Raw genomic sequence first — 12652 nt, forward strand, 5'->3', positions numbered from 1 at the left:
GCATGCTGCGGGTCGGACTCACCGGGGGGATCGGCTGCGGCAAGAGCCGGGTCGCGGGGTTGTTCGCCAGCCTCGGCGTGCCGGTGCTGGATGCCGACGCCATCAACCGCGAGCTGCAGACACCGGGACACGACCTCTACGCTGCCATCGTGAACCGCTTCGGGCCCGGCGTCCTGGATGCCCTCGGGCACCTGGACCGCGGCGCCCTGCGCAGCCGGATCTTTGCCGACCCGGGGGAGCGCCAGGCGCTGGAGGCCCTGGTCCACCCCGCGGTGGAGGCCCGCATCGAGGAAGACCTCGCCGCGCTGCCATCCGACACGCCCTACGCCCTGATCGTGGTTCCACTGCTGTTCGAGGCCGGCTGGGAGAACCGCTTCGACCATGTGATCGTGGTCCACTGCGAGCCCCACGAGCAGATCGCCCGCGTCACCCAGCGTGACGGCCGCAGCAGCGCCGAGGTGGAGGCCATCCTGGCGGCCCAGATGAATCCCGAGGAGCGCCGCCTGCGCGGGGACAGCGAAATCCGCAATCGCGAAGCCACAACGGAGGCCGACTTGGCGAACCAGGTAGCAGAACGCGACGCCGCCCTGCGCGAGCTGTCCGCCACGACCGCCTCCCGGGTGGAAATCGGCCCCCCGAATACCTGATACTGCCGGGATTCCCGGGCCATGCACCTTCAGCCCTCCTGCCGAACGGGCACGCCGTGAGCCAGACCCTGACCTTCGAACAACCGCTGCATGAACGCGTGCGCCTCCTGCTGCGACTGGAGGCCCTGAACGCGCGCTTCGCCGACGCACTGGAGTCGGGGCGGCCGTTCGACCACCACGAGGCCCTAGTCTCCCTGGTCGATATCTACGCGCTGGTGACCCGCGTCGACATCAAACGCGAGCTGATGGGCGAGATCGAACGCCAGACGGTCAACCTGAACCGCCTGGCCAACCAGCCGGGCGTGGATGCCGAGCGCTTCCGCGAAACCATGGACACGCAGAAGCGGCTCCATGATGCGCTGGAGGAACAGGCCGGCGCCCTCGATCACCGCGTGCGCGGCAGCGAGTTCTTCTCCAGCGTACGCCAGCGCATGGCCCTGCCGGGCGGCGCCTTCGACTTCGACCTGCCGATCTACCACTACTGGCTCGCACAGCCAAGCCAGGCGCGCAGCGAACTCCTGCTGGAGTGGTTCGAGCCGCTCAATACCGTCGCCGAGGCGACCGCCCAGGTGCTGCGCTACATGCGCCGCTCGGGCCACGCGGAGCCGGTCACAGCGGAGGAGGGCTACTTCGAGCGCAGCCTGGACACCAGCCATGCCTGGCAGCTGATCCGGGTGACCGTCGACCCCACCCTCGGGGTCTATCCGGAGATCAGCGGCGGACGCCAGCGCTTTACCGTGCGCTTCTTCGCCCCGGGCGACTTCCGCGAGCGCCCGGTTCCGGCCAGTCGCGACGTCCCCTTCCAGCTCTGCTGCTGCGCGATCTGACACCGTGACCGGGCTCGTTGCCCGGCGACGGGATCAACCGTCCAGCAGCCCGCGAATGCCGGCAATCCCCTGCGCTCCCGCCCGGCGCGCCTGGGCCAGGTGCCCCGGGGTCATGCCTCCCAGCGCATAAACCGGTACGCCCGCACCGGCCGTCCAGGCAGTGAAGCGCTCCCAGCCCAGCACCTCGGCCCCGGGGTGGGTGGCGGTCACCTCCACCGGCCCGAGGACCACGAAATCCAGCCCCAGCGCGGCGACCCGCGCGAGCCCGGCCCGGTCATGCACCGACGCGCCGATCCAGCCACCCCGGTCCGGACGCGTCTCCAGTTCGCGCCAGCGCCGCTCCGGCAGATGCAGCCCCACCTCCGGGAACCCGGTCAGCCAGTCCGCCGGGGCGTTGGCCAGCACCGGGATACCCAGCGCACCGGCGGGCCCGGCGATGGCCGCGAGGAAGTCGCGATAGGCCGACGCGTCCAGCGCCGGCGCCCGAACCTGGACCATGCCGGCCCGGCCCGCGCGCAGGGCCCGGACCACGCGCTCCGCGATCGCGTCGGCCTGGCCCGCATCGTCCGGGGACGGGGTGATCAGATAGCGCTCGGGGAGCCGCAGCGCGTTGAGCATCGCGCGGTTGGCCGCCGGGAAATCCGCCGGGTCGAGGGTGTCCGGGCGCAGCCACGCCATGGTCTGGCCCTCGCGCGGCGCGGGTTCGCCGGACCACGTGCTCACGCGAAACACGTGCAGGCGCACGGCGCGCTCCGAATAGCGGTGATCAATGGTCAGGCACTGAACCGCAGCGCCGACCCGGACGCCCAGTTCCTCATCCAGCTCGCGGGCCAGGGCCGTGGCCGGCGATTCCCCCGCGGCCACCTTGCCCCCGGGGAATTCCCGAAACCCGGCCAGGTGCTGCCCGCGCGCACGGCGCGTGACGAGCACGCGGCCCCGGGCATCCAGGATCAGCCCGATCGCGACCTCGACCGGCCGGGAGACAACCGGTTCAGGACCGGTATTCGGCATTGATGCGCACGTACTCGTGGGAGAAGTCGCAGGTGTACTTGCGCGCGCCCGCGGGGCCCCGGCCGAGGTCGATGCGCACATGAATCTCGTCCGCGCCGAAGGCCCGCTGGCCATCGGCCTCTGCATAGGCCGGGGCCCGGCCACCGTCGCGAACGATCTCCACATCATTCACGTGGATCGCGACCCGCTCGATCGCCAGGTCCGGCACACCGGCGCGCCCCACCGCCGCCAGGATCCGGCCCCAGTTGGGGTCCGAGGCGAACAACGCGGTCTTCACCAGCGGGGACAGCGCGACCGTCTCGGCCACCAGCGCCGCTTCTTCGCGCTCCCGCGCCCCGGTCACCTCCACGGTGACGAACTTGGTCGCGCCCTCGCCATCGCGCACGATCGCCTGGGCCAGCTCCAGACACACCGCCGCCAGCGCGGCGAGAAACGCCTCCCGATCCGCCGGCGTGGCGAGCCCAGCGCCGCTGGCGCCACTGGCCATCACCACGACCGCATCGTTGGTCGAGGTATCGCCGTCCACCGTGATCGCATTGAAGCTGTCGCGGTTGGCCACGCGCAGCAGGCCCTCGAGTTCGGCGGCGTCGATGGCGAGATCGGTCCCGATGAAGGCCAGCATGGTCGCCATGTCCGGGTGGATCATGCCGGAACCCTTGGCGATGCCCGTCAGGGTCACTTCGCCCTGCGACAGGGAGACGCGGCGGCTGCAGCCCTTGAGCACGGTATCGGTGGTCATGATCGCACGCCCGGCCTGCATCCAGGTATTGGGCGCCAACCCGGCGTACAGGACCGGCAGGGCCGCGACGATCCACTCGACCGGCAGCGGCTCCCCGATCACGCCGGTGGAAAACGGCAGGACCGCATCCGCGACGGTCCCGGTAAGGCCGGCCACCGCCTCGCAGGAGGCGCGCGCGGCGGCCAGCCCGGGCTCGCCCGTACCGGCATTGGCGTTGCCGGCATTGATCAGCAGCCAGCGAGCGTGCCCCCGCGCCTGGTGCTCGGCGGCCACCACCACGGGCGCCGCGCGGAAGGCATTGGTGGTGTAGAGCGCGGCGATGGTCGCTTCCGGGCCGGCGTCGATCAGGACCAGATCGTCACGGCCGGCGTAACGGATGCCGGCTGCGGTCGCGGCCAGGCGGATGCCCGGCACGGGATGAAGGACCTCCGGGGCGATCAATCCAACGGCCATTGTGGGCGTCCCCTACAGCTTGCCGTGGCAGTGCTTGAACTTCTTGCCCGAACCGCACCAGCAAGGCTCGTTGCGTCCCAGCTTGGGCTCCTCGCGACGATAGGGGGCCTCGCCACTGGCGACCGGCTCGCGGCCCTCCGCCTCGCCTTCGGCATCGGGCTTCAGGGCGCTGTCGGGGTTCTGGTGCTGGAACTGCAGGTCGTCCTCGGCCGGCGCGGCCTTCTTCGGCTGTAGCGCCTCGACCTCCTCCGGCGACCGCAGCTGCATGCGCAGCAGGAACTTCACGACATCGTGCTTGATGCGTTCCAGCAGGGACTGGAACATGGCGAAGGCTTCCTTCTTGTACTCCTGCTTCGGGTTGCGCTGAGCGTAGCCGCGCAGCCCGATGCCCTGGCGCAGGTAGTCCATCGCGGCCAGGTGTTCCTTCCACTGGCTGTCCAGGACCTGCAGCATCACGTCACGCTGCAGCCGGTTCATGGTCTCGTCGCCCAGCTGCTCGCGCTTGCCGGCCAGCATCTCGCGGGCATGCCCCACGATGCGTTCGCGCAGCGGCTCTTCGTGGAGGTCGTCCTCGTCGTCCAGCCACTGCTGCACCGGCAGGTCCAGCCCGAACTCGCCGTTGAGGGCCTGCTGCAGGCCCTCAACGTCCCACTCGTCCTCGATCGAGCCCGGCGGGATGTACTGGCTGATCTGGGCGTTGACGACGTCCTCGACCAGGGTGTCGATGGTGTCGCTGATGTCTTCGGTGGTCAGTAGTTCGGCGCGCTGGTCATAGATCACCCGGCGCTGGTCGTTGGCCACGTCGTCGTATTCCAGCAGCTGCTTGCGGATATCGAAGTTGTGGGCCTCGACCTTGCGCTGGGCGTTCTCGATGGCGCGGGAGACCCAGGCGTTCTCGATCGCCTCGCCCTCCTTCATGCCCAGGCGCTGCATCAGCCCGCGCACGCGCTCGGAGGCGAACACCCGCATCAGGTTGTCTTCCAGCGACAGGAAGAAACGGCTGGAGCCCGGGTCACCCTGACGCCCGGAGCGCCCGCGCAGCTGGTTGTCGATGCGCCGCGACTCGTGGCGCTCGGAGCCGATGATGTGCAGACCGCCGGACTCGAGCACGGCATCATGGCGCTGCTGCCAGTCGGCCCGGATGGCCTCCTGCCGGGCCGTGTCCTCCGGATCCACCTCGGCCAGTTCGGCATCCAGCGAGCCGCCCAGGACGATGTCGGTGCCACGCCCGGCCATGTTGGTCGCCAGGGTCACGGCTTTGGGACGGCCGGCCTGGGCAATGATCGAGGCCTCGCGCTCGTGCTGCTTGGCGTTCAGGACCTCGAAGGCGATGCCGGTCTTTTTGAGGGCCTGGGCCAGGCGTTCGGAGGCCTCGACGGATGCAGTGCCGACCAGCACCGGCTGGCCGCGATCCACGCACCACTGGATCTCCTTGATGATGGCGGTGTATTTCTCTTCCTGGGTCAGGAACACCAGGTCCTGCATGTCTTCGCGCACCAGCGGTTTGTTGCCGGGGATCACGACCACTTCCAGGTCATAGATGGTCTTGAACTCGTATGCCTCGGTGTCCGCGGTACCAGTCATGCCGGCGAGTTTGTCGTACAGCCGGAAGTAGTTCTGGAAGGTGATCGAGGCGAGCGTCTGATTCTCGCGCTGGATCGGCACGCCTTCCTTCGCCTCGATGGCCTGGTGCAGCCCCTCGGACCAGCGCCGCCCGGCCATGATGCGTCCGGTGAACTCGTCGATGATCTGGACCTTGTCGTCGCGCACCAGATAGTCGACGTCGCGATGGAACAGGGCGTGCGCGCGCAGGGCCGCGTTCAGGTGATGCAGGACCGCGATGCTCGCGGAGTCGTACAGGGTCTGGTGTTCTTCCAGCAGACCCGCCTGGCGCAGCAGTTCCTCGGCCTTCTCGTGACCCTCTTCGCTGAGGAAGACCTGTTTGGCCTTCTCGTCGACAAAGTAGTCGCCCTCGCTCTCCTCGTCTTCCTGACGAGTGAGCTGCGGCGGGATGGTGTTCAGCCGCTCGTAGAGCTCCGAGCTGTCGCCGCTGGGGCCGGAGATGATCAGCGGGGTACGCGCCTCGTCGATCAGGATCGAGTCGACCTCGTCCACCACCGCGAAGTTGAGCGCCCGCTGCACCCGCTGGTCGGCCGAGAAGGCCATGTTGTCGCGCAGGTAATCGAAGCCGAACTCGTTGTTGGTCCCGTAGGTGATGTCCGCCGCGTAGGCCTCCCGACGGGTGACCGGGCGCAGGTGCTCGAACCCGCCCTCCTCGGCGTGATAATCCGGATCGAAGAGATAGGAGGCGGAGTCCACGCCCAGGCCGCCGGAGCTGTTGACCACGCCCACCGAGAGCCCCAGCGCGTGATAGAGACGCCCCATCCAGGCAGCATCGCGCCGGGCCAGGTAGTCGTTCACCGTGACCACGTGCACCCCGTCGCCGGTCAGTGCGTTGAGATAGGCCGGCAGGGTCGCGACCAGGGTCTTCCCCTCGCCGGTACGCATCTCGGCAATGCGGCCGTCGTTCAGGACCATGCCGCCGATCAACTGCACGTCGAAATGGCGCAGGCCCATCACCTGCGCGCTCATCGCGCGGCACACGGCAAAGGCTTCCGGCAGGAGCTTCTCCAGGTCCTCGCCCTCGCCCAGGCGGCGCTGGAATTCCCGGGTCTTGTGGCGCAGCTCGTCCCGCGACAGCGCCTCGGTGGAGTCGGCCAGGGCATTGATGCGTTCCACCGCGCGGGTATAGCGCTTGAGGATGCGATCGTTGCGACTACCGAAGATCTTCTGAACGAGCTGCTTGACCATGGGGATCCGTAAGGGTTGGCTGAAACCCGCCTAGGATAAACGATCCGCCGGGGAAACGCTGTGCCGGGGAAACGTCTTTTCGGGAGGTCGCCGACGCCGAATCCCGCGCCGCGCAGCCACTAGGGAGACGCTGATTGAATCGCACGTCCGCGTTGGTGCCCCCTGTTTTCCGAGACAAGGCGCGTCGTGCAGCGGGTAGTGGTTCTACCCGCAAGGGGCGCAACGCAGGATCGGGGAACAGGGGGCACCAACCCCACAAGCCACTGAAAGCAGGGGCTCGGACGCCCGTTGTTGATCAAAAACGGGCGCGCGCACAGCGTTGCGGTTCCCTTGTGCAGAGTGACTGCACGGCAGTCACCGCGCTTTGTTCGCACGCAAAAGCGACTCGAGCGCGGACGTGCGATTCGATCAGCGTCTCCCTAGGTGTCAGTCCCGATCGGGAAGGAAGTTGTAGGGGTTGAGGGCCTTGCCGGCATCCACCACCTCGTAGTGCAGGTGGGTGTCGGTCGCGCGGCCGGTGCGGCCCATGGTCGCGATCACCTGGCCGGCCTCCACGCGCTCGCCAGCCTCGACCAGGATCTCCGCATTGTGGGCGTAGCGCGTGTTCAGGCCGCCGCCGTGGGCGATCTCGACCAGGTTACCGAAGCTGCTGCGCCGCCCCGCGAACACCACCAGACCGCCACCGGCCGCGCGGATCTCGGAGCCGGGCCGACCGGCAAAGTCCATCCCTGAGTGGAACCGCCGATTGCCGGTGAACGGATCCTCGCGGTAGCCAAACGCCGAGCTGATCCAGGCATCATCCTCGACCGGACGAAGCCGCGGCGACAGGGCCTCGCGCGAGGCATCCAGGCGCAGCTCGGAGCCCACGAGGTCCACCGCGGCGCTGTGCCGACCCAGCAGGTGCTCCAGCGCCAGCAGGCGGTCGTGCACCTCCAGCGGTGAATCCGGTCCTTCCAGCAGGGGTCCGCCCTGGCCCCCGGTCTCCGGCGCCAGATCGGCCACGTCCAGTCCCAGGGAGTCGCCCACCGACCGGATGCGCAGATCCACACGCGACAACTGGCGTTCCAGCGCCACGACCCGTTCAACCAGATGATTCAGGCCCTCGCGGGCGGCTTCGCGCTCCACCGTCTCGACGGCCACGGGATCCAGGGTATTGGTCACCGGAATCCGGACCACCTCGCGCTGGCTCTGGCCGACCAGATAGGCCGCCACCACCGCGGCCGCCATCAGCAGCACCAGCACGCCCCCCGACACGGCCATCGCCCACAGGGGCAGGCGTGCACAAAGGCCGTCCGGACGTAGTACGATCAACTGCATGCGAATCCTCTTGTTCTCTCCGCCTTGCGCCACCGGGTTACCGGGATGACACCGCAGCGGATCACCCGTTTCATCGCCCGCGACTGGTCCGCGCACTCCGGCCGCGACCGCGGCGTGGAGCGCGCCCTCGAGGGCCTCGCCGGCAATGCGCTGAAGGCGCGGCGACTGGCGTTCACCCTGCGCGAGGACACCTTGGTCGCGATCTGCGCGGACCGCGGCCTGGCGACGGAGCTGCGTTTCCAGCAACGCGAACTGCTCAAGACCCTGCGTGCCGCGGGCTTCGAGGGCATCGAGCAGATGCGCATCCGGCTGTCCCGGGTGCCCCGCCCTGCCGAACCGGCCGCGCGGCTGGAACGGCGCGAGATCCCGGAAGCGGCCCGGCAGATCCTCGCCGACACCGCCTCTCGCATTCAGGATCCCGAACTGGCCGGTGCGCTGGATCGGCTCGCCCGCGCGGCGCGCCCGTCCCCGCCGAAGCCGGACTGAACCGGCGCCGCGGTATTCAGCCCGCCGGCGTCGGTGCCAGCTGGCCGAAGGAGATCGGCAGGCGCTCGTTCGGGTCCTCGAAGGTGACCTTTTCCCAGGCCGTCTCGTCGGCCGCGAGTTGGCGGATCAGCTGATTGTTCAGTGCATGCCCGGACTTGTGCCCGGTGAAGGCGCCGATCAGGCTGTGGCCGAGCAGGTACAGGTCCCCGACCACGTCGAGGATCTTGTGCTTGACCAGCTCGTTGTCGTAGCGCAGACCGTTCTCGTTCAGGATCTTGTAGTCATCGAGCACCACGGCATTGTCCAGGCTGCCGCCCAGCGCCAGCTGGTTGGCCCGCAGGGCCTCGATGTCGCGCATGAACCCGAAGGTTCGGGCACGCGAGACCTCCTTCACGAAGGAGGTGGACGAGAAATCCAGCTCGGCGCGCTGGCTCCCGTCGGTGAACATCGGGTGTTCGAAGTCGATGCAGAAACCGACCTTGAACCCCTCGTAGGGATCGAAGCGCACCCATTTGTCGCCCTCGCGGACTTCCACGCTGCGCTTGACCCGAATGAATTCCTTGGGCGCGTCCTGCTCTTTCAGCCCGGCGGACTGCAGCAGAAACACGAAGGGACCGGCACTGCCATCCATGATGGGCACCTCGGCGGCGCTCACGTCGACGTGCAGGTTGTCGATGCCCAGTCCGGCTATGGCCGAGAGCAGATGCTCCACGGTCGAGACCCGGACATCGCCATTGACCAGCGTGGTCGAAAGCCGCGTGTCGCCGACATTGTCGGCACAGGCGCGAATCTCCACGGACGGATCAAGATCGCAGCGATGGAACACAATCCCGGTGTTCACCGGGGCCGGCCGCAGGGTCAGCACCACCTTTTCTCCGGTATGCAGTCCTACCCCGGTCGCCCGAATGCTGTTCTTGAGCGTTCTTTGCCTGATCAACGAATTGAGCCTCTCTCTTTCAGGAGAGCGCATAAGGGGAGCCCGGGCCCTCCCGGGCTCCTCATGCACACAACGATTGCCGCATTATTGCAGGATTCCGCTCGTCCTGCATGTGCCGGCGCTCTCAGTCCGCCTGTTTGCGCAGAAAGGCCGGAATATCCAGCACATCAATGCCTTGCTGCTGGTTGTAGTCCACCGCCAGGTTGTCGCCACCGCGGCGCTTGACGGTCGGCTGGTCGAGGTCGACTTCGACGTCGGAACCGACGGCCTTCTTCGGCTGGGCATCGACCACCCGCACCTGCGGACGTTCGGACTGCGAGGCCGGGGCCCCCAGGCCGGTCGCCACCAGGGTGACCCGCAGCTCGTCGGTCATCTCGGGGTCGATCACCGTCCCGACGACGACGTTGGCGTCTTCCGAGGCCAGGGCCTTCACCGCCTCCCCGACTTCCTCGAACTCGCCGATACCGACATCCATGCCGCCGGTCACGTTCACCAGGATGCCGCGCGCGCCGGAGATATCGATGTCCTCCAGCAACGGGCTGGCGATCGCGGCTTCGGCCGCCTCGCGGGCACGGTCCTCGCCGGAACCGGAGCCGGTCCCCATCATCGCCATACCCATCTCGCGCATCACGTTGCGCACGTCGGCGAAGTCGACGTTGATCAGGCCCGGGCGGGTGATCAGCTCGGCAATGCCCTGCACCGCGCCGAACAGCACGTCATTGGCGGCCTTGAAGGCGTCCAGCAGGGTGGTGTTCTTGCCCAGCACCGTCAGCAGCTTCTCGTTGGGAATGGTGATCAGCGAGTCGACCTGCTCGGTCAGGGCCTTGATCCCGGACATGGCCACCTGCATGCGGCGCTTGCCCTCGAACGGGAACGGCTTGGTGACCACCGCCACGGTCAGGATGTTCATCTCCTTGGCGATCTGCGCCACCACCGGCGCGGCCCCGGTACCCGTACCACCGCCCATGCCGGCGGTAATGAAGACCATGTCCGCGCCCTGCAGCAGGTCCTGGATGCGCTCGCGATCCTCCAGCGCGGCCTCGCGGCCCACGGAGGGATCCGCCCCGGCCCCCAGGCCCTTGGTGATGTCGCCACCCAGTTGCAGCAGCGTCTTGGAATCCAGGCTCTTCAGGGCCTGGGCATCGGTATTGGCGCAGATGAAGTCCACGCCCTCCAGTTGCGAGTTGACCATGTGCTGCACGGCGTTGCCGCCGCCGCCCCCGACGCCGACGACCTTGATCGTCGCGTTCTGGCTATAGGTATCCATCAGTTCGAACGTCATGATTGCGTCCTCTCGTTGCGTGTGTACAGGTACTTCTGTTGGCCTGCGTCATGGCCGGAGAGCGGTCCGACCCCCAAAGATTCCGGTGTCCTGGTCATCAGAACTGCCCGGAAAACCAGCGCTTCATGCGCGCCCATACGCCCTGGAACCCGCTGCTCACGGGCCGGGCCTCCTGCTCCGCACGCGACTCGCGGGCGTAGAGCAGCAGCCCCACTCCCGTCGCGTGGATCGGATTCTTCACCACATCCAGGAGCCCGGTGACGCGTTGCGGCACCCCCAGGCGTACGGGCATGTGGAAGACCTCTTCGGCGAGGTCCACCACACCTTCCATTCGAGACGATCCGCCGGTCAGCACGACCCCGGCGGCGATCATTTCCTCGGTGCCGCTGCGGCGCAGCTCCGCCTGCACCAGCTGCAGCAGTTCCTCGTAGCGCGGCTCGACCACGGAGGCGAGCGTCTGGCGCGACAGCCGGCGCGCGGCCCGATCGCCCACCCCGGGCACCTCGATGCTCTCGCCCGGGTCGGCCAGCGAGCGCAGCGCGCAGGCGTACTTGATCTTGAGTTCGTCGGCGTACTGGGTCGGCGTGCGCAGGGCGACCGCGATGTCGTTGGTCACCTGATCCCCGGCAATCGGGATCACCGCGGTGTGCATGATCGCGCCATGGGCAAACACCGCGATGTCGGTGGTGCCACCGCCGATGTCCACCAGGCAGACACCCAGGTCCTTCTCGTCCTCGCTGAGCACCGAATAGCTGGAGGCGAGCTGTTCCAGGATGATGTCGTCCACCCGCAGCCCGCAGCGCTCCACGCACTTGACGATGTTCTGCGCCGCGGACACCGCGCCGGTGACCAGGTGCACCTTGGCCTCCAGCCGCACCCCGGACATCCCGATCGGCTCGCGGATGCCCTCCTGCTCGTCGATGATGTATTCCTGCGGCAGCACGTGGAGGATGCGCTGGTCGGCCGGGATCGCGATCGCGCGCGCGGCGTCGATCACCCGGTCGACGTCGCCCGCGACCACCTCGCCGTCCTTGATCGCAACCACGCCGGTGGAGTTGTAGCTCTTGATGTGAGAGCCGGCGATCCCGGTGTAGACCGAGTGGATCTCGCAGCCGGCCATCAGCTCGGCCTCCTCCACCGCGCGCTGGATCGACTGGACGGTGGACTCGATGTTCACCACCACGCCCTTCTTCAGCCCGCGCGAAGGGGAGGAGCCGATCCCGATGATCTCGATCTCGCCTTCCTCGGTCAGCTCCCCGACCACCGCCTCGATCTTCGAGGTCCCGACGTCCAGGCCGACGATCAGACCGGGTTCCGACTTCTTTGCCATCATCTTTCTGCGTCCTGTCGTTCGTGTCATCGGGCGTCTCCCGCACCGTCATCCGCCGCATCCGCCCAGGCCACCGCAAGCCCGTGCGGATAACGCAGGTCGATCCGTTCCACCGGGGCATCGCGATAGTCGCGAATCGCCGGCACCGCGCGGACCAGCTGACCCAGGCGGCTCAGATCGGCATCCCGCCCCATCAGCACGCGCACGCCGTCCGCCAGGTGGATGCTCCAGTCATGGCGCGCCCCTTCCTGCAGCCCGGTGACCTCCAGCCCGGCATCGGCCAGGCGCGCGGAGACCTCCAGGTAGCGGTGCATCAGCACCACCTGCCGCCCATCCGTCCCTGCGAGGGCCGGCAGCCCCTCCCAGTCATCCAGCGCCACCGGCCCGAAAAGCCGGCCGTGGCGGTCGACCAGGTGATCGTCGCCCCATTGCGCCACCGGCACCGGCTCGCGGATCTCGACCACCAGCGTGTCCGGCCACTGGCGGCGCAGGCGCACCGTGTCCACCCAGGGCTGGGCCTCCAGCGCCGTGCGCAGGCGCTCCAGCTCGACCCCGACAAAGCCCGATGCATGGGCGCGGGCCAGCTCCTGCACGGCCGCGACATCCGCGTGCTGCGGGTTGCCGGTCACCTCGATGCGCTCGATCGGCAGCCAGGCATCCGGGTCGAACTGCAGCCAGGCCAGCGCGCCCAGCACCAGCATCCCGGCAAGGCCCATGCCGGCCATCAGGCGCAGCCCCGGGCCGGCCAGGCGGCGCAAGGGCGACGGCCCCTGCGACTGCGGCCGGCGCGCGGGTCGGGTTGTACGCCGTGC

At 68.4% G+C, this 12652-nt stretch carries 11 protein-coding genes; 3 read left to right on the forward strand and 8 right to left on the reverse strand.

The genetic code is table 11. The features are described 5' to 3' along the window. Window positions 1–2 precede the first annotated feature (2 nt). Together coaE and zapD are read left to right on the forward strand one after the other, a co-directional pair. Window positions 3–647 (forward strand): dephospho-CoA kinase, encoded by a 645-nt coding sequence (gene coaE / locus D103_RS0108350; protein WP_018876469.1) that lies wholly within the window; start codon window positions 3–5, stop codon window positions 645–647. A 56-nt stretch (window positions 648–703) separates the two neighbouring features. After that, entirely contained in the window at window positions 704–1474 is a 771-nt protein-coding gene (zapD, locus tag D103_RS0108355) for a cell division protein ZapD (protein WP_018865664.1), read from the forward strand. 33 nt (window positions 1475–1507) lie between these two features. Here the strand turns inward: zapD and D103_RS0108360 are convergent, their stop codons facing one another. The 4 genes from D103_RS0108360 to D103_RS0108375 all read right to left on the reverse strand — a co-directional run bounded on the left by D103_RS0108360 (window position 1508) and on the right by D103_RS0108375 (window position 7805). Next, window positions 1508–2485: a Nudix family hydrolase gene (locus tag D103_RS0108360; protein ID WP_018865663.1), complete on the reverse strand. Its 978-nt coding sequence runs from the start codon at window positions 2483–2485 to the stop codon at window positions 1508–1510. Then, window positions 2466–3677, reverse strand: coding sequence for a bifunctional glutamate N-acetyltransferase/amino-acid acetyltransferase ArgJ (gene argJ / locus D103_RS0108365; RefSeq protein WP_026280316.1), 1212 nt, complete (start codon window positions 3675–3677; stop codon window positions 2466–2468). Before argJ ends, D103_RS0108360 begins: the two co-directional genes overlap by 20 nt. 12 nt (window positions 3678–3689) lie before the next feature. Then, window positions 3690–6488, reverse strand: a complete 2799-nt coding sequence (gene secA / locus D103_RS0108370; protein WP_018865661.1) for a preprotein translocase subunit SecA — start codon at window positions 6486–6488, stop codon at window positions 3690–3692. Between the two features lie 426 nt (window positions 6489–6914). Beyond that, entirely contained in the window at window positions 6915–7805 is an 891-nt protein-coding gene (locus D103_RS0108375) for a M23 family metallopeptidase (protein WP_026279153.1), read from the reverse strand. A 45-nt stretch (window positions 7806–7850) separates the two neighbouring features. On the opposite strand from D103_RS0108375, the gene D103_RS0108380 reads away from it, so the two are divergent. Continuing rightward, window positions 7851–8291, forward strand: a complete 441-nt coding sequence (locus D103_RS0108380) for a DciA family protein (RefSeq protein ID WP_018876471.1) — start codon at window positions 7851–7853, stop codon at window positions 8289–8291. A gap of 16 nt (window positions 8292–8307) precedes the next feature. On the opposite strand, the gene lpxC is transcribed toward D103_RS0108380, so the two are convergent. From lpxC to D103_RS0108400, 4 genes are all read right to left on the reverse strand, one after another. Further along, the gene (gene lpxC / locus D103_RS0108385; protein WP_231366535.1) at window positions 8308–9228 is read right to left on the reverse strand and encodes a UDP-3-O-acyl-N-acetylglucosamine deacetylase; all 921 of its coding nucleotides are present in this window, start codon (window positions 9226–9228) and stop codon (window positions 8308–8310) included. Window positions 9229–9352: 124 nt separating this feature from the next. Then, window positions 9353–10510, reverse strand: coding sequence for a cell division protein FtsZ (gene ftsZ, locus D103_RS0108390; protein WP_017942791.1), 1158 nt, complete (start codon window positions 10508–10510; stop codon window positions 9353–9355). Window positions 10511–10607: 97 nt separating this feature from the next. Beyond that, entirely contained in the window at window positions 10608–11843 is a 1236-nt protein-coding gene (gene ftsA, locus D103_RS0108395; protein WP_018865657.1) for a cell division protein FtsA, read from the reverse strand. Window positions 11844–11866: 23 nt separating this feature from the next. Further along, window positions 11867–12589 (reverse strand): cell division protein FtsQ/DivIB, encoded by a 723-nt coding sequence (locus D103_RS0108400; protein WP_026280317.1) that lies wholly within the window; start codon window positions 12587–12589, stop codon window positions 11867–11869. Between the last annotated feature and the right edge of the window lie 63 nt (window positions 12590–12652).

The organism is Thioalkalivibrio sp. ALE31 (genome assembly GCF_000377405.1).
Classification (GTDB): Bacteria; Pseudomonadota; Gammaproteobacteria; order Ectothiorhodospirales; family Ectothiorhodospiraceae; genus Thioalkalivibrio.